The sequence below is a fragment of the Undibacterium sp. TJN25 genome, from assembly GCF_049339885.1.
GTDB lineage: Bacteria > Pseudomonadota > Gammaproteobacteria > Burkholderiales > Burkholderiaceae_D > Undibacterium.
In genome coordinates, this window is sequence record NZ_JBMPPM010000006.1 from 260,759 (window position 1) to 278,395 (window position 17,637).

Below are 17,637 nucleotides of genomic sequence, written 5' to 3' on the forward strand. Positions count from 1 at the left end.
AAGACAGCGCTTTCATTGGCGTTAGTCGTTTCAATATTTTGATCCTTTTTGTGACTTTTTTGATCCCGAGCAGTCTCGAAATTAATATCGAGTCAGCCTAAAGTAGAGGTTCTCAACACGGGGAATGGTTCTCAGAAAAACATTCCTTATTTAATGAAACATATCGTTTATTTTTGGAGATTATGATGCCAAGAACTATCGCTTTAAAGCCGGAACAAGTACCAACCGATTCGAAACCGACCCTGGATGCGTTCACCAAGAACATCGGATTCACCCCAAATATGATGGCAACCTTTGCACAGAGCCCGATCGCGTTCAACGCATGGGCTAATTTGCTCGGCGCGTTGAGCAAAGCACTCGACGTGAAAACTCGTGACAGCATCGGACTCGCTGTCTCGGAAGTGAATGGATGTAACTACTGCCTGACAGTTCACAGTTTCACGGCCGAGCATATGGCTAAGCTGCCCGCCGACGACATCATTCTCGCTCGGAAAGGCCATGCCAACGACCCGAAACGCGACGCCGCAGTCCAGTTTGCGCGCAAAGTCATCGTGGCCCGCGGCCAAGTCAGTGATGCTGATGTGAAGGCTGTCCGTGATGTCGGCTACACAGATGCAAATATCATGGAGATCGTGGCATTGGTCTCGATGTACTCCCTCACGAACTTTATCAATAACGTGTTTGACCCGGAGAAAGATTTTCCCGCCGTCGCTCCGGCAGGTTCGCTCTAAACGCCATTTGTCCAAATTGACATCTCTGGAGAATCTCAGAGATGCCAATTCGAGCGTAACTTCAAAGCTTAGACACACCTTCGAAAGAACCGTGAACGTAAGCCTAGGTATTTTGTAGGTGCTGGCACCGGCGTTGAAGCAGCATAATATTCTCTGGAGTAAAGCGTGAACAAGTCGCAGAAGGTTGTCGTCGTCACAGGTGCGTCGCAGGGCATCGGCGCAGAAATTGTACGAGCCTTCCGTAGGCTCGATTACCGCGTCATCGCGACCTCACGCGCCATCGATTTTTCGGAAGACAAGAACATATTAAACATCGCTGGCGACATCGGCGACCCCGCAACAGCCCAACGTGTGATTTCCGAAGGCGTCGCGCGCTTTGGCCGGATTGACACGCTGGTGAACAACGCCGGCATATACATCGGTAAGCCTTTCACCGAATATACCGCCGAAGACTACGCTGTCATGATGAATGTAAACATGGCTGGTTTCTACCACATCACGCAGTTTGCGATTGCAGAAATGGAAAAGCAAGCAAGCGGCCACGTGGTGAGCATTACGGCCAGCGTCCACCAAGCCGCAATAAGTGGGGTGTACACAGTCTTGGCGGCGCTGACGAAGGGAGGCATCAACGCCGCAACGAAGTCGCTGGCTATCGAATACGCGCGAAAAGGCATTCGCGTGAATGCGGTCGCACGTGGGAACATAAGGACGCCGATGCACCCGCCTGAAATTCACGAGGCGCTGGCAGCATTTAACCCTATCGGACGCCTGGGGGAAACAAGCGATATTGCCGATGCCGTCCTTTTTCTCGACTCCGCACCATTCATTACCGGTGAAATCCTGCACGTGGATGGTGGCCAAAGTGCCGGTCGATGAGATACCCGATCATTCATCGTAAAGACACGACCTATTAAAGCTCGACTAACCAATTCCACGTATTAGCCGGAGCGCCCCCATTCGCTGATAGTGAGAACCGCAACTCAAGGAGCATACGATGCCAAGAACTACCGCATTAACATCTGACCAGGTACCTGCCGATTCGAAACTCATACTCGATGCATTCAGCAAGACACTCGGGTTCACACCGAATATGCTGGCGACCTTCGCGCAAAGCCCGATCGCCTTCAATGCATGGGCCACGTTTCGAGGTTTGTTGAATAAGGCGCTTGATATGAAGACGCGTGAGGCCATCAGTCTCATTGTCTCCGAGGTAAATGGCTGCAACTACTGCCTGGCGGTTCACACCTATGCGGCCAGTATGGCTAAGATGCCAGCCGACGAAATCATCCTTGCTCGGAAGGGCCATTCCAGCGCCCCGAAGCGCGACGCAGCCGTTCAGTTTGGCCGTAAAGTGGTCGAGACCCGGGGCCAAGTCGACGAAGCCGACCTGAATGCGGTCCGCAATGCAGGCTACACGGATGCGAACGTCATGGAGATTGTAGCACTGGTGGCTATGTTTTCTCTGACGAATTTTTTCAATAACGTGTTCGATCCAGAAAAGGATTATCCCGCCGTTCCGCCGGCTGGCTCGATCTGAACGACGGCAAGTTCAGGAGAAAGAAAGTGACACTCGATCATCCAATTTTCACGCGCTGGCCGGCGAGGTACCCCAATCGGCTACAACTCTTTTCGCTCCCGACGCCCAATGGGGTAAAAGTCGGCATCATGCTTGAGGAAACCGGCCTGGCTTATGAAGCGCACCGGATCGACATCATGGCGAACGAAAACCACGACCCGGCCTTTCTCTCGCTCAACCCAAACGGCAAGATTCCGGCAATCTACGACCCCGACGGGCCGAACGGCAAACCGCTCGCACTATTCGAATCGGGCGCGATCCTCCTTTATCTTGCCGACAAGACAGGACGATTTATCTCAACCGATCCGAACACCCGCTACGAGACGATCCAGTGGGTGATGTGGCAGATGGGTGGAGTCGGACCGATGTTCGGCCAGGTCGGCTTTTTCAATAAATTCGCCGGCAAAGCTTATGAGGACAAACGCCCGCGCGACCGCTATACAGCCGAATCGGCGCGGTTGCTCGGTGTCCTTGACGACCGCCTCGCGGAGCGCGATTGGGTGATGGGGGACGATTACAGCATCGCCGATATTTCACTGCTCGGTTGGGTGCGCAACCTGATCGGCTTTTACGAAGCTCGCGAGCTCGTCGGCTTTGACCGTTTTCTTCATGTTCAAGCGTGGTTCAACCGTGGCCTCGCACGTCCGGGGGTGCAGCGCGGGCTCGATGTAACAGCGACTGAACGAGGAGCATAAGCGATGAAGTTCGTCGCGATCGGCGGCACCGCACTGATCGGTTCGAAATCCGTCGCCATTCTCCGTCAGCGCGGCCACGAGGTCATCGCGGCGTTACCCAAAGGTGACGTCAGGATCGTGATCGAACCATTTTTACAACTGCAGTGAAAAAAAGGAAAACGCATGAACATCCTCCATATTGATTGCAGCCCGCGTCAGGAATCGCACAGCCGTCGGCTTTCGGCGGCAATTGTCAAAAAACTTCTCGAGACTACACCTGGTGCGAACATTAGGCGGAGGGATTTTGCCGCAGCTCCCTTACCTCACGCTTCGCCCGACTACGCGACTACCCTGTCGTCACCGACCACCTTGGCAACCCCGCTGAGTGGCTCTCTGGAGCTTTCCGATGCGCTTATTCACGAGGTTGAGGCTGCCGATGTGATCGTCATCGGAACGCCCTTGAACAACTTGACGGTTCCCTCGAGCTTGAAGGCTTGGATCGACCAAATCCTCCGCGCTGGTCGCACGTTCAAGTCGACGCCAGTCGGGAAAGTGGGGATGCTTCGAGATCGTCCCGTGTTCATTGCCGTCGCTTCAGGTGGTGTCTTTCGCGGCGACCGAGCCAACCAGCCTGATTTTTTCACGCCCTATCTGTCTGCGGTGCTAGGTAGCATTGGACTAAAAAACATTCAATTTCTCTCAGTTCAGGCTACAGCGTTTCTCGATCAGGATCAAGGCACATTGGCGAGGGACCAAGCGCTCAAAGAGATAGACCTGAGAGTTATTGAGGAGCTTGTTTGACCGATCGGGTGTTGCGCACTACTACGAATGCTTTTGATACGAACGAACCAAGGAGACGATTCCCATGATGGCAATAGCTGCGATAGGCCAGACAGCGGGAATGACTGGGATGAAGGTGGCCAAACGGCCCGCGCAGCAGGGCGCAATAAACGACGTCATCGTTTAGATTCATGCGTCGGGATTCATCCCGCCCGATTTGGTATGACCCCATCTGAATAGATCGCTGCGGTCGTGACCGAATCCCGCCGATCTCAGCGAGGTACTAGAAGAGCGGCCACCGTAACCGCCCAAATTCTGCGTTGCTTCGAACCGAACAGGTATCGCCTAATACGATGAGTTTTGACTCTCTTCACGATCACTTCGACGGCACTTTCAAATCGAGAAAGTGCTGCTCGAAGCGTAGATGGAAAAACTAAAACACCAAACGGCTCGGGAGGATTTTCGTTGTAAGGATCCATGGCGACTGATCGATGGAGTAGCCGTTCTCTCAAATCGAATTTGTTGATGTCTGCTATTCGGTAGCGATGGAAAACCACGTAGCGACTAGTGGGACGCATACCTCGCTATTTTGATCCTTTTTGATGTTTTATTGAGCCGATGCAGTCTCGATATCGGTAACAAATAGACTTAAAGTGAAGGCTCCTAATTACCTGATGACAGAGCGACGCAATGAGCCAAAACGCTATTCTGCTTTTCAGCTATTTAGCCCGCTGCAGCAGATGCAGACCTAATAGGCCGCGTCGGTGTTAGCTATGTCGTTGCAACGATATTGACTTTGGCCATCGGGCATCTGGTTTGAGAACCTTGCATAGCGGCAGCGCTGCGGAGAGTTAAAACACTCCTCTACTTCAATCAATACCTTAACCTATAGGATTAAACATGAATAAAGAAATAAGCAACACTAATGCGGTCATAGAATGCATCTTGAGCCGTAGCGCAGCCAAGTATTACGACCCTGCCGCCACGTTGAGCGATGAGGAAATCTTTGAGCTGGTGCGAATAGGCACCGCTGCACCGACATCATTTCACTTGCAGAACTGGCGGTTCATCGCCGTGCGCACGCGTGAAGCCAAGGCTCGCCTGAGTCCGATTGCCTGGAATCAACCCGCCATCACCGATGCCGCGGTAACCTTCGTCGTTATCGGCCAGTTAGTCGACACCAGTGTAATACCTGAGCGTCTGGCGCCACTTGTAGAAGCGGGTGTGATGCCGGCTTCCATGGTAGCGGAGTGGGAAAATCCCGCACGCGATCTGTATATGGCGTACCCGGAGCGTCGGCGCGACGAGGCTGTACGCACTGCCACCTTCGGTGCATCAGCGATGATCTATGCAGCGCGTTCGTTCGGCCTGGGTTCTACGCCGATGATCGGCTTCGATGCGGAGGCGGTGCATCGCGAGTTCGAACTAGCCGCGGACGAAATACCGGTAATGCTGTTGTCCGTAGGGATAGAGCGCCCGGGAAATTGGGCACAGAAGCCGCGCCGTCCAGTGGCCGATATCTTGGATTTTGTATAAATCCATCGCCGCAGCTGTGGTTGCGCGAAATGACCAAGCAACCATATCTGCACAAGCGCCCACGTAGAGAAGCATTGCATCAGTTGGAATCTCCGGAGCACGCTATGAAATCCGTCGAAATCAGAGGCATTGAAAGCAAGGATTTTGATATTTGGCTTCCACTGTGGAAAGGCTATCAACGATTTTACGAAGTGGATATCTCGGAGCATGTGACGCTCGAGACATGGAAGCGATTCTTGGCTCCAACCGAGCCGATGCATGCGGCACTTGCCATGATAGGAGAACAAGTGGTTGGGTTGGTACATTCGATCTACCATCGATCTGCCTGGACGATGAACGACGACTGTTATCTTCAGGATCTGTTTGTCGCGTCTGGCGGGCGAGGACTCGGCGTCGGCCGTGCGCTGATCGAGCATGTCTATGCGGACGCCAAACGCCATGGTGCGTCTCGCGTATACTGGCTGACACAAGAATCCAACCATAACGCCAAGCAGCTTTACGACCGAATTGCTGATCGTTCAGGTTTTATTCACTATCGAAAACCAATTACTTGACAGCTGATGCGGGGTCTGTTTTCAAGATTCGTTTAGCGCATCGCTATTCCCAGTAATTCCTGCGACCTAGTGATAAATACTTGTAGTGAAACCTGAATGGCACGGGGCTAGTTCACCGACACTGTTCCGAATCAACATCGAAACTAATAAGAGAAGCCAAACTATGGGCCCATAACGATGTACTAGCTCGAATGCACTTCAACAACACGTAAATTTGTTACGTCACCCATTAAAAAAAGGCCAGCTTCCTTGGCTAGCCTTTTCCATTCAATCTCGACTTATATGGCAGAAATCTTACTTTCTGTGGCAAAAATCTCACCTTCTGTGGCACTTTACGACAGCAAAACAGTGCTGCAAAACCACATACTAAAGACATAAAAAAAGCCCGCCGGGAAGGCGGGCTGATGCTGCGGGCGCTGCTATTGCTACTGCTGCTGGAATGCTACAGCGCAGGAATTTCCTGCGGCGCATACGGTTTGACCGGCTGCTCCTTCAGTTTTTTCTCCAGCATCTGCAATGCGGTTTCCAGTTGGCGGTCTTCACCGGCGAAGGTCGCATGCGGAGGATTATCTACCTCCACATCCGGCAATACGCCTATGCCTTCTATCAGCCAGCGGCCGTCGGCGGCGAACTGGCCGCTTTCGGCGACCCTGACCATGCCGTTATCCGCCAGGCGATTGCGGTCCGACAGCCAGACGCCGGCGCCGGCCGTGCGCCGGCCAACCAGCGGCGCAATGCCCAGCGCCTTGACGCCGGCAGCGAAGGTTTCGCCATCGGAATAGGTCAACTCATCCACCAGCACCACCAAGTGGCCGCGGAAAGTCTGCTGCATATTGCTGTTGGGCTGGTTGTTTGGCGAAGACCAGAATGCCCAGGCCTTGCGCAGCAGTTTTTCTATGATCCAGCTGTCGATGCTGCCGCCGTTATTGCGCCGCACATCGATGATCAGGCCGTCGCGGTTGATATTGCTGTAGAAATCGCGCGCAAAGCTGGCGATGTCGTTCTGCCCCATGGCACGCAGGTGCAGATAGCCAATCTTGCCTTGCGATTCCGTATCGACGCGGCTGCTGCGGCTCTGTTCCCAGTCGCTGTAGCGCAGGCCGTTCTGCTTGGTCATCGACACAGGGGTCACGACAAAGGGTTTGGCGGCGGCTGTGCCGCGTTTGACATTCAGCAATACCTGCTTGTCCGCCTGGTTCAGCAGCAGGTCGGAGATATCGCGTTCCTGCAATACCGGCCTGCCGTTGACGGCGGTAATGACATCGCCTTCCTTGATATCCATATCGGCTTGCGCCAGCGGGCCGCGGTCGGCGGGCAATTCCGGTTCGCTGCGGTAGATGCGGTCGATGCGGTAGCCGTCCGCCGTGCGTGACAGCACCGCGCCCAGACCGGCGGGCTGGCCTTCCGGCGAACCCTTGCGGATGTCGCCCGGCGCAACCTGCGAATGCAGCGCACCCACCTCGGCCACCATCATGCCCAGGATGTCGTTCAGCTCCGCGCGGTCGGTGATGCGGTCTACCAGCGGCGCATATTTGCTGCGGATTTTCAGCCAGTCGCGACCGCGCATCTTGCTGTCATACAGGAAATCCCTATGCATGCGCCAGGCGTCGGCAAACATCTGTTTCCATTCCTCGCGCGGATTGGACGTGAACGACCAGTCGTCGATCTTGATCTTGGCCTTGCTGATGTCGGCCGGCTGTTTCGCGCCGGCTTCCACGATGAGAAAGTCGCCGGGACCGCTGGCAGTGAAGGTGCGGTAGAAAACCCGCTTCTTGTCGTTGGACAGGTCGTAGTAGCGGACACCGGCGACAAAAACTTCGGGCTGCGGGCTGCTGCGGTTGATGGCCAGGGTTTTCAGCGTGGCCTTGCCTTCGCTGCCGATCTCCTGTTCCAGGAAATACAGGCGCTTGTCATCCGCCGCCAGTGAGCGGTAATTGCCCGCGGCCAGCGGTACTTCGTACAGGCGCGCAGCCAGACCTGCCAGCACTACCGGCGGGGAGGCGGGAGCAGCCGGTTTTTTGTCGGCTTCGGCAGTGGCGGCTTTCTTGTCTTCTTTTCCGTTCTTCGCATCCTTCGCGTCCTTGGCATCCTTGCCGTCTTTGGCGGGGTCTGGTTTGCTCAGTTCGTCATCCGGCTTGAACGAGAATCGGTTGCCCGGCTGCAAGGCCAGTGCATACACGCCACTGCGCTTGTCGAATACCGGGCCCATGTTGCGGTCACCCCAGGGGGCGTTGTTGGCCAGCTTGAAATTGCGCTCGGACAGGAAATACAGCCATTTGCCGTCCGGCGAGAAGGCGGGGGAGCTGGAGTTATAGCGGTCGGTGGTGATAAAGGCGAGTTCCTTGGAGGCCAGCACATACAGGCCTATCTGTTCGCGCTGCGCACTATTGGTGGCGCGCACCATTGCCAGCGTCTTGCTGTCCGGCGCCCAGACCACCTCTTCATGCTGGTCCACGCCTATCTTGCCGGCGTCGTCGATGACGGTATCTTTCTTCGTCGCCAGGTCCAGCAGCCAGAAGCGGCCGCGCTTGTCGGTATGCGCGAGCCACTTGCCATCGGGTGATGGATACAGCTGCCAGCGGTGGCTGTCGCCGTCGCGGGTCAGTTGTTCTCCGGGGCCTGCGCCGTTGGCCGGAAAGCGCCAGATTTCATTTTCGCCTGTGGTATCCACAATGGCGTACACCCATTTGTCGTCATGGCTGAAGACCGCGTCGCGGGCGCGCGAGCCTTCCGGCACGGCAATTTCTATGCGCCTTTGCGAGCCGGTGCCGGCAATGCTGGCCCGGCCGCGCGCGGTGATGATGATGCGCTCGTCCTTGTTGGACAGCTGGATGTCGGTCAACTGGTCCAGCGGCGATTTGATCTGGCGGCTACGCTGCTGGTCGAAATCCGAAACGAGGTCGATCTTCAGGAGCTTGTCGCCTTGCTGTGCAATGTCGTAGACATGCAGGTCGGCGCCGAGCTGGTAGATGATCTTGCCGTCGCCCATGCTGGCGTTGCGCACATCCCATTCCTTATGGCTGGTCAGCGCAAGCTTGTCGCTGCCATCGGGATTCATGCTCCACAAATTATCCGCGCCATCGCGGTCGCTGACGAAGTACAGGCGGCCGTTCCACCACATCGGCCGTTTGTTGTTGGAGGTGTCGCCGGCAAACAGCGGCTGGGCCTCTTCCTTACCCTGCAGTTCGTATCGCCACAACTGGGCGTAGGCGCCGCCGCGGTAATGGCGCACATTGTCGTTGGTCATGTGCAGACCGTAGCGGGTGAAGTACAGCGTCTTGCCGCTGTCGTCCAGCGCCGCCTCATTGGCGTCCGCCACCGGGAACACGCGGCGCGCCATGCTTTGCGGGTTCACCGCGGCAATGATGCGGTGGGCAGACGGCCCGGTGCTGTTCTGCGTCGTCACCAGCACTTCGCCCTGAGCGGTCCAGCCCAGCACGCTGACGGCGCCGTTTTCAAACGTCAGCCGCTTGGGCAGTCCGCCCGCGAGCGGCATGACATACGCTTCCTGCGCACCTTCATAGGACGCTGAAAACGCCAGCCATTTACCATCGCGCGAGATGGCCGAATTGGTTTCTGCCGCAGGGTGGGTCGTCAGCCTGATGGCCTGGCCGCCGCCGCTGGCCACACGCCACAAATCGCCTTCGGCGGTGAACACCACCGAATCGGCACGAATGGAAGGGAAGCGGTAATAGGCATCGCCGGCGAAGGCAGGTGCAAAGGCCCCTGCCAGGGCGAGGGACAGCAGCAATCGCGATATTTTCATGTTGTCAGACCAGATAGGGGAAGAAGAGAGCCGGTAGCCCGGTGGACCGGGCGATTTTATAGTGCTGCACTGGTGTTGCATTCGTGCTTTTATATTACTCGAAAGCAGCAATCAGACCGGGATTTTTGTCAAAAGTTCGAGGGCGCAGGCAAGAGATTTTGCTGCGATGCACCAGACAATCGGCGGCGAGGGGATTGGTGCGACAGGCACAGGCGGCCTGCCGCGGAGGGGATAAAACTTATTTCTTCACTTGCTGCAATATCTGGCCCAGCATGTCTATCATCTGGTCCAGCTCAGCGATGCTGACATTCAGCGCCGGCATGAAACGCAGCAGGTCGGGGCGCGGAGAATTCAACAATAGGCCTACCGGTTCCATGTTGCGCGCCGCTTCAACGATCTGCGGGCCGATGTCGGAACCCAGCTTCAACGCTCGCAGCAAGCCTTCGCCGCGCTCGCCTTGCAGGCCATATTGTTCGGACAGTTTCAGCAGTGCCTTGCTCAGGTAATCCGCTTTTTCCTGCACCGATGCCAGGAAGCCTTCTTCCAGCAAGGCTTTCAGCACGGCGATGCCGACTGCGGTCGTCAGTGGGTTGCCATTGTAGGTGCCGCCCTGGTCGCCGGGTACGAAGCAGGCCACTTCTTCACGGCACAGCAGCGCCGCCAGCGGCACGCCGCCGCCTATGCCCTTGGCCAGCGTCATGATGTCCGGTTCTATGCCTGATTGTTCATAGGCGAACAGCTTGCCGGTACGGCCCATGCCGGACTGTACTTCATCAACGATCAGCAGGATATTGTGTTTCTTCGTCAGTTCGCGCAGCGCTTGCATGAATTCGCGGCTGGCAGGCAATACGCCGCCTTCGCCCTGCACCGGTTCCAGCATCACGCCCACGGTTTTGTCGGTGATCAGCTTTTCTACCGAGGCGATGTCGTTCAGGTCTGCTTTCGGGAAGCCGGAAACCTGTGGCGCAAAAATCGTATCCCAGCCCGGCTTGCCGGAGGCTGACATCGTTGCCAGCGTGCGGCCATGGAAGCCGTGGTCGAAGGTGATGATTTCGAAAGCGCCGTTCTTGTTCTTCTGGCCCCACTTGCGCGCCAGCTTGATCGCACCTTCATTCGCTTCGGCGCCGCTGTTGGCGAAGAATACGCGGTCAAAGCAGGAGTTCTCTGTCAGCATGGTCGCCAATTCTATGGCGGGCGCGTTGTAGAAGGCAGGGGAAGGGTTGATCAGCGTTTTCGACTGCTTGACCAGCGCATCCTGTATGCATTGCGGCGAATGGCCCAGGCAGTTGACGGCCCAGCCTTGCAGGTAATCCAGGTAGCGCTTGCCTTTATGATCGGTCAGCCACATGCCGCTGCCCTCGGTAAATACGAGTTCAGGCCGGGGCGTGATGTACATGAGGGCATTGACGTTGTACTGGCTGTATTCCATTTCGGGGCTCCTGGTTAAAAATCCGGTAAGTAAGGCTAAAAGGGCTAAGGATAAGGTCGGCTTGATGCTAAAAAAGCTTGAAAAACAAGCGGATACAAAAAAAGCCACAGGTTGTTGGCCTGTGGCTTTGGTGTTCTGGTGCTGCTTACTTCTCGCGCACGCTCATCACACAACTCGCCCAGGCGGGTGCATAGCACGACGTCGTACGATATTTGGTGAAGACATGTTGGCGAAATTTTTCATAAAACGGATAGTAGGACGTTTTGCGCACTGCGTCAAAATGTTTTTTACATCTTTTTCGTGCAAATAAGGGCTTCCGTGCGGCCTCCATGCGGTCATGCAGGGTTTACGCCGGTTTGCCTGACGATGCGGTCCATCAGCGTGGCCACCAGGCCGGCGACCAGTTGCACTGCCTTGTCCGTACTGCGCCTTTTGTGCCAGGCGAGATCCACGCTGAAGCTGCCGGCGTCCACCGGCGGTGTAAATTCCTGCAATCGGCTGGTGTCGGCCCAGTGCCTTGCCATGCTGCGCGGGATTAGCGCAATCGCGTCCGACGAAGCGACAATGGAGGGAACGCTCAGGAAGCTGGAAACGGACATGCCCACGCGCCGTTGCACGCCCAGCGCTGCCAGTTGCCGGTCGAAGGGGGTGCTCTGGCTACCACGCGCCGACACCAGCACGTGCGGCCAGGCGGTGAATTCTTCCAGGCTGGGCTGTGCGCCTAGCGCGTGCCCCAGGGCGGCAATGCCGGTATAGCATTCGTCGCCTATATGCTGCTTTTCTACGTCGGACGGCACCGTCTCCAAGGTAGACAGCACCAGGCTGATTTCACCCTTTTGCAGGCGGGCGATCTCCAGCGTATTGTCGGTCCAGTTATGCACGACCAGGTTGACGCCGGGCGCTACCCTCTGCAGCGCAGGCCATAGTTGCGGCAGCAGCAGAATGGCCGGGAAATCCGGCATTGCCAGGTGCACCGTCTGCCTCAGCTCGGCCAAGGGAATGTCCGGCGTCTGTACCAGGCGCTGCAACTCGTCCAGGACGTCCCGCAGCGGCTCCCGCAATTCCTCCGCGCGGCCTGTCAGCTCCATGCCGCCTTTCCTTCTTTCCAGCAGCGGATCGCCAAACAGCAGGCGCAGTCGCTCCAGCGCGTGGCTGGTTGCCGGTTGCGTCAGGTACAGGCGTGCTGCCGCCCTGGTAACGCTGCGTTCTGTCAGCAGCGCGTCCAGGATCACCAGCAGGTTGAGGTCGACAGACCGAAGGTTTTTAGCTGAATTCATTTGGTGCATATTGACTTATATTAAACATGCATTGGACGCATTATTTGTCGGATATTACCATGGGGTCATTCCATATCCACTTCCAGGGAGCGCAACATGAGCAAATTGCATCAGCAACAAGAGGGCAACCGCGGCCATGCCACTATTGCCTTGTTTGGCGCGTCCGGCGCCATAGGCAAAAGCGTTGCCGCCGCGCTGAGGGCGGAAGGGCGGCCATACCGTGTGGTAGGGCGCTCCGCCGAGGCCCTGCGGCAGAATTTCGGCGATGATCCGCTGGCCGAGATCATTACCTGGAACACCGATGACGCCGCCTCCATGCGGGCCGCCGCGCGCGGCATCGATACCGTTATCTATCTGGTCGGCATCGATTACTGGCAGTTCGAGCTGCATCCGCTCATCATGCAAAAGGCACTGGACGCCGCCATCGCTGAAAACGTGCGCCACTTCGTGTTGAGCGGCACCGTCTATCCCTACGGCTTGCCGCAAACGGGCAAGGTGAAGGAAGAGCATCCGCGCCGTCCGCACACCTACAAGGGCAAAATGCGCAAGCAGCAAGAAGACTTGCTGATGGATGCCGACAAGGCCGGCAAGATACGCGGCACGGTGCTGCGCCTGCCGGATTTCTACGGCCCCGGCGTTGACAAAAGTCTGCTGGACAGCGTCTTCAAGGCGGCAACGGACGGGTCGCGCGCAATGATGATAGGCCCCATCGATACGCCGCATGAATTTGTGTATGTGCCGGATGCCGGCCCGGCGCTGCTGGCGCTGGCTGCCAACGACAAGGCCTACGGCCGCACCTGGAATTTTGCCGGCGCGGGCGTGATCTCCCAGCGGGATTTCGCACACCAGGTGTTCACGCAGGCTGGCGCCAAGCCACGGATGATGGTATTCGGCAAATGGATGGTTCGCCTGTCAGGCCTGTTCGACAAGCTCATGCGCGAGCTGGTTGAAATGCACTATCTGCAAACCTCGCCCGTGCTGATGGACGACAGCGACCTGCGCAAGTTACTGCCTGGTCTGGTCAAGACTTCCTACGAGCAGGGGATAAGGCAGACGCTGGCTGCGATGCGCGCTTCTGCATGACAGAAAGCCCGGCGTTGCCGGGCTCACTGCTGCCAACCGCCTCCCAGCGCCCGGTACAGGTTGACCGCTGCGATCAGCCTGCTGGCCTGCAATTGCAGCAGCGACTGCTGGACATTGAACAGATTGCGCTGCGCATCCACTTCGTCCAGATAGGACACATAACCCGCCTGATACCTGCTATGGGCGATCCTGACGGCTTGTGTCAGCGCCTGAGTCTGTTGTTGCGCTTCCGATATCTGGACGCTGAGGCGATCGATGGCGGCAAGTCCATCTTCCACTTCGCCAAATGCCGTCAGCACCGTTTTTTCATACGCGATCAGCGCCTGGTCGGCACGCGAAACGCTGGCGTTGACCTGGGCCGTCAGCCGGCCTCCTTCAAATACCGGCGCCAGTATGCTTCCGCCGAGGCTCCACAAGGTAAATGGATCGCCGGACAATGCGGTGGATGTGACACGTCCCAGGCTGGCCGTCAGCTTCAAGGAGGGCAGCAGCTGTGCTTTGGCGGCAGACAAGCGCTCGTTGCTGGCCGCGACAGCATCTTCTGCGGCGGCAATATCCGGCCGGCGTTTCAGCAACTCCGACGGCAAGCCTGTGCCCGGCAGTGCAGGATAGGCTATCTCGTTGAGTGTCTTTCCCCTGGCAACAGGTCCCGGCGCTTGCCCCAGCAAAATGGCCAAACGATGCTCTGTCTGGTGGATTGTCGTTTCCAGTTGCGGGATCACTTGCGCCGTCGCATGGTATTCAGACTGTGCCTGGGACAGTTCCAGAAATGAGGTGTCGCCATTGTTGCGCCTGGATTGTGCCAGCTTCAGGGCCGAGGTGCGGGACTCCAGGGTTTGGCGCGCGACGATCAGCCTCGCATCCAGTGTGCGCAGGCTGATATAGGTCGCAGCAATATTTGCTGCAACACTCAGGGCAACCGCATCCTGGTTTGCCTTGCTGGCGGCGAGAGACGCTTCCGACGCTTTTGTCAGCGCGCCAAGCCGCCCCCATATATCCACTTCATATGCAGCCTGGAATTGTGCCTGTGCATTGTTGGCGGTATATGGCTTGCCAAAGGGATTGAGAGCCGTGGCCCTTTCCCCGCCTGCCCCGAAGCCCAGCGAAGGCAGTTCCTCGCCGGCCTCGAAATCGCGCAGGGCCCTTGCTTCCGCAACCCGGGCGGCTGCGATTCTCAGGTCCTTGTTGTTGCGCAAGCCTTGGTCAATGAGCTGGGCGAGTACCGGGTCGCCGAAATTGTTCCACCATTGCTGGTCAAGCCGGCTTTCGCCCGTCGCCTTGGACCATTGCCCGGGTACCTCAAGATCCAGAACCTGTGGTTTCAGCTGTTGCGTCGTGCAGGCGCTGAGCAGAAACGCGCTGGCAAGCAACTTACCGTATCTTTGGCATGTAGACTTGCTCATTGCTTGGCCGTACCGGAAGGGGATTTGGTGGACGACTTCGCCGTATCCACGCTGGCAACCACGGACATGCCCGGCCTGAGCCGGGCCGACAGCGGATCACTGGGATCGATGGAGATGCGCACCAGCAGGCGCTGAGGAATCTTGGTGAAGTTCCCGGTCGCATTGTCGGGACGGATGGCGCTGAACTCCGAGCCCGTGGCCGGCGAGATTCTTTCTATTGTGCCTTTCAGCTTCGCGTCTGCCAGGCCGTCAACAGTAAATGATACGGGCTGCCCCGGTTCCATGCGGGCAGTCTGGGCTTCCTTGAAATTGGCGACGACCCAGACCGTGGAAGGGACCAGCGGCATCAATTGCGTTCCCGGGACGACATATTGCCCCAGCTTGACGCCGACCTCTCCGACCTGGCCGCTGCGAGGAGCGCGAATGCTCGTATTTTCCAGATCGATTTCCGCCAGGCGGACGCTGGCTTTAGCGTTTGCAACCGAGGCCTCAAGGGCTGAGCGATTGACCTTGACCGAGGTCAGCTCCTGCTTCGACGATATGCTATTTGCGTCTGCCTGCCGGACGACGGCTTCCGCCTGCTTGGCGCCGGCCTCCGCTTGCTGCAGCGCTGCCTGGGTCAGGTCATGCTCTCTTTGCGATAGCGAATCTTCTTTCATCAGTGCGTCCACCCTGCGCATATCAGCCGTCGCCTTTGCCAGCTGGGCTCTGGCGTTGCTCAGTTGCGCCCGAGTGCTGGCGATTTGTGCCTCCCCCACCTGCACATTGGCCTCGCGCACCCGCAAGGTCTGCGGAAAGTTCGTCAATGCGGTCTCCTGAACCGCCAGTATGCTGCGCGCCTGTTCCAGCTTGGCGCGATAGTTGCGATCGTCCAGTTTGACCAGGACCTGGCCGGCAGTGACTGAATTGAAATCCTGCACCAGGACTTCCGTCACGTAGCCGTCCACCTTGGGCGCAATGAGGGTGACACTGCCTCGCACGTAGGCATTCTCCGTGGTTTCGATAGCGCTGGAAAACGGCGGCAGATGCCAGGCATACAAGACCAGCAGCACACCTAACAGGATAGGCAGCGTAATCCACGGTTTCAGACGTGCATTCATTTCAGAGAAACTGGTCATGGTGGGTTATCCGGTTTGTAAGGGTTGGTCTAGTTGCTCAGGGCTTGTTGTTCCCTACGTTCCCGCATCCATTTCGCGATCAGCAGCCACAGGAAAGTCAGTGCAGAGATTGCCGCAATCACTTCGAAAATGTCGTTGTACGCCAGCACGGATGCTTCTATATTGGCCTGCTGCCCCAGTGTTACCAGTGCCCTTGACGTCGCTGCCGCCCGGTCGCTGCTGATGCCGCTGAAGCCGGCTGCCATCTGGCTGATGCGGGCGGCAACCTGCGGATTGGCCAGGGAGAGATACTGGCTCAGGTGGCTGAAATGGAGCTTCTGTGCGTCGACGAAAAACGTGCTCAGCCAGGCACTGGCCGCCAGGGTTGCGAGCGCCTGGCCACCGCTGAAGACTGCCGCAAAGCTGGGAAAATTCTTCATGCCGCCTGCGATGAGCTGGGTAAAACCGAGAGCGATCGCCGAAGACAGATACATGGAGGAACCGAAAGCGATCAGTGATTGGCTGAAATAGAGTTCAGAGGGCCTGGTCAGCGAGGTAGAGCTGGAATCCAGCCATGCACCCAGGCATACGAGCAGCAGGGACACCAGGCCGGGAATATGCAGTTTGCCCGTTGCGATGATCAGGGCGGCAACGATAAATCCGAGTACGGTAGAGAATAAGACCCATGCGAACAGGACCTGCATCTGATCGTTGTTCATTCCCAATGCATTCAGCAGGCCTACCGCGCCGACATTCTGCTCGCTCAGCACGACGCGAAACAATACTATCGCCAGCAGCAGGCGGCGCATGAGAGGCCCGAACAGCCACTTGAGGTCGATCAGCGGGCTGCTGCGGTGCAAATCGAGGTGCAGGTAGACACCGAGGCAGAGGAGGGAAACCGCCAGCATAATACCCAGCCATTCGCTGTCACTCCACCAGACTGTCCTGCCCTGTGTCAGCACGATAGCCAGTAATGCCAGCGAAGTGGCATAAAATGCAAAAGCAAAAATATCTCCCTGGCAGAAGACTTTTTGCCGTGGCGGGGGTGTCAGTGTGACTGCGTTGATTGCTCCAAGGGCAATGACCGCCAGCGACATGTCCAGCACATTGAGGCCTTGCCAGCGACCAATTTCCAGCAAGGATTCCGGGAGTATGCGTGATAAGGGTGCACCGAGCTGAAGGGTGCCGATGCCCAGGACCAGGCCGACCAGGGCAAATTTTTTGGGAACGGACTCGACCATGTACAGTAGCGCCAGTGTGCTGAGGCATGCGGCAGCAAATCCCTGTATGGCCCTGACAAAGATTGCGCTGCGAATATCGTTGGCAAATAGCAGGACAATCGTACCGGCCAAAAAACAGCTGATCGCGATGTTGGTGAAGAGCCGCAAGCCATACTGCATCCTGACCTTTGTCATCAGCAGGGACGAGGATATATAAGTTGCCCAGAACGCTGAGGTCAGCCAGCCGATTTCCGCCGCCGTTACTCCCAGCGTGCCCTGGATCGCAGTCAGGTTGGAATTGATCATGTTGATGCCCAGGCTCTGCGTAATCCCTATCAGCACAGACACCATCGCGCAGGCCACACCATGACGAACGTCGTACACGTCGGTCGCCGTCGCAGGGGGCGGAGCAACAGATGCTGGACTAGGATTACTCATCGTAGTGGGCCTGGATCGGTAAGCGTTGCGTGGGAGCGGACTTGGCTATTCTATCGACTAATCTTTGCACCTG

General features: G+C 57.1%; 15 protein-coding genes. 9 read left to right on the plus strand and 6 right to left on the minus strand.

The window, feature by feature from the left end; genetic code table 11:
• Positions 1-185 precede the first annotated feature (185 nt).
• From ACO0LO_RS16855 to ACO0LO_RS16890, 8 genes are all read left to right on the plus strand, one after another.
• Positions 186-731: a carboxymuconolactone decarboxylase family protein gene (locus ACO0LO_RS16855; protein ID WP_422965895.1), complete on the plus strand. Its 546-nt coding sequence runs from the start codon at positions 186-188 to the stop codon at positions 729-731.
• A gap of 165 nt (positions 732-896) precedes the next feature.
• Positions 897-1,607: an SDR family NAD(P)-dependent oxidoreductase gene (locus tag ACO0LO_RS16860; protein WP_422965501.1), complete on the plus strand. Its 711-nt coding sequence runs from the start codon at positions 897-899 to the stop codon at positions 1,605-1,607.
• Positions 1,608-1,725: 118 nt separating this feature from the next.
• On the plus strand, positions 1,726-2,268 hold the full coding sequence (locus tag ACO0LO_RS16865; RefSeq protein ID WP_422965503.1) for a carboxymuconolactone decarboxylase family protein: 543 nt from the start codon (positions 1,726-1,728) through the stop codon (positions 2,266-2,268).
• A 26-nt stretch (positions 2,269-2,294) separates the two neighbouring features.
• Positions 2,295-3,002, plus strand: a complete 708-nt coding sequence (locus tag ACO0LO_RS16870) for a glutathione S-transferase N-terminal domain-containing protein (protein ID WP_422965505.1) — start codon at positions 2,295-2,297, stop codon at positions 3,000-3,002.
• Between the two features lie 3 nt (positions 3,003-3,005).
• On the plus strand, positions 3,006-3,149 hold the full coding sequence (locus tag ACO0LO_RS16875; RefSeq protein WP_422965507.1) for a hypothetical protein: 144 nt from the start codon (positions 3,006-3,008) through the stop codon (positions 3,147-3,149).
• 15 nt (positions 3,150-3,164) lie between these two features.
• The gene (locus tag ACO0LO_RS16880) at positions 3,165-3,782 is read left to right on the plus strand and encodes an FMN-dependent NADH-azoreductase (protein WP_422965509.1); all 618 of its coding nucleotides are present in this window, start codon (positions 3,165-3,167) and stop codon (positions 3,780-3,782) included.
• An 879-nt stretch (positions 3,783-4,661) separates the two neighbouring features.
• On the plus strand, positions 4,662-5,297 hold the full coding sequence (locus tag ACO0LO_RS16885) for a nitroreductase family protein (protein WP_422965511.1): 636 nt from the start codon (positions 4,662-4,664) through the stop codon (positions 5,295-5,297).
• Positions 5,298-5,401: 104 nt separating this feature from the next.
• Positions 5,402-5,851 (plus strand): GNAT family N-acetyltransferase, encoded by a 450-nt coding sequence (locus ACO0LO_RS16890; protein ID WP_422965513.1) that lies wholly within the window; start codon positions 5,402-5,404, stop codon positions 5,849-5,851.
• Between the two features lie 442 nt (positions 5,852-6,293).
• Here the strand turns inward: ACO0LO_RS16890 and ACO0LO_RS16895 are convergent, their stop codons facing one another.
• From ACO0LO_RS16895 to ACO0LO_RS16905, 3 genes are all read right to left on the minus strand, one after another.
• Complete coding sequence (locus ACO0LO_RS16895; protein WP_422965515.1) at positions 6,294-9,617, minus strand: S41 family peptidase; 3,324 nt, start codon at positions 9,615-9,617, stop codon at positions 6,294-6,296.
• 238 nt (positions 9,618-9,855) lie between these two features.
• On the minus strand, positions 9,856-11,046 hold the full coding sequence (locus tag ACO0LO_RS16900; protein ID WP_422965517.1) for an acetylornithine transaminase: 1,191 nt from the start codon (positions 11,044-11,046) through the stop codon (positions 9,856-9,858).
• Between the two features lie 335 nt (positions 11,047-11,381).
• Positions 11,382-12,323 (minus strand): LysR family transcriptional regulator, encoded by a 942-nt coding sequence (locus ACO0LO_RS16905; protein WP_422965519.1) that lies wholly within the window; start codon positions 12,321-12,323, stop codon positions 11,382-11,384.
• 96 nt (positions 12,324-12,419) lie between these two features.
• On the opposite strand from ACO0LO_RS16905, the gene ACO0LO_RS16910 reads away from it, so the two are divergent.
• Positions 12,420-13,406 carry an NAD-dependent epimerase/dehydratase family protein gene (locus ACO0LO_RS16910; RefSeq protein ID WP_422965521.1) on the plus strand — a complete coding sequence of 329 codons (987 nt, stop codon included), beginning with the start codon at positions 12,420-12,422 and terminating at the stop codon, positions 13,404-13,406.
• A 23-nt stretch (positions 13,407-13,429) separates the two neighbouring features.
• On the opposite strand, the gene ACO0LO_RS16915 is transcribed toward ACO0LO_RS16910, so the two are convergent.
• From ACO0LO_RS16915 to ACO0LO_RS16925, 3 genes are read right to left on the minus strand one after another with little or no spacing between them, the layout of a single operon-like run.
• Complete coding sequence (locus ACO0LO_RS16915) at positions 13,430-14,809, minus strand: efflux transporter outer membrane subunit (protein ID WP_422965523.1); 1,380 nt, start codon at positions 14,807-14,809, stop codon at positions 13,430-13,432.
• Positions 14,806-15,927 (minus strand): HlyD family secretion protein, encoded by a 1,122-nt coding sequence (locus ACO0LO_RS16920; RefSeq protein WP_422965525.1) that lies wholly within the window; start codon positions 15,925-15,927, stop codon positions 14,806-14,808. The genes ACO0LO_RS16915 and ACO0LO_RS16920 overlap by 4 nt, the downstream gene beginning before the upstream one ends.
• A 29-nt stretch (positions 15,928-15,956) precedes the next feature.
• Positions 15,957-17,564, minus strand: coding sequence for an MFS transporter (locus ACO0LO_RS16925; protein WP_422965527.1), 1,608 nt, complete (start codon positions 17,562-17,564; stop codon positions 15,957-15,959).
• Between the last annotated feature and the right edge of the window lie 73 nt (positions 17,565-17,637).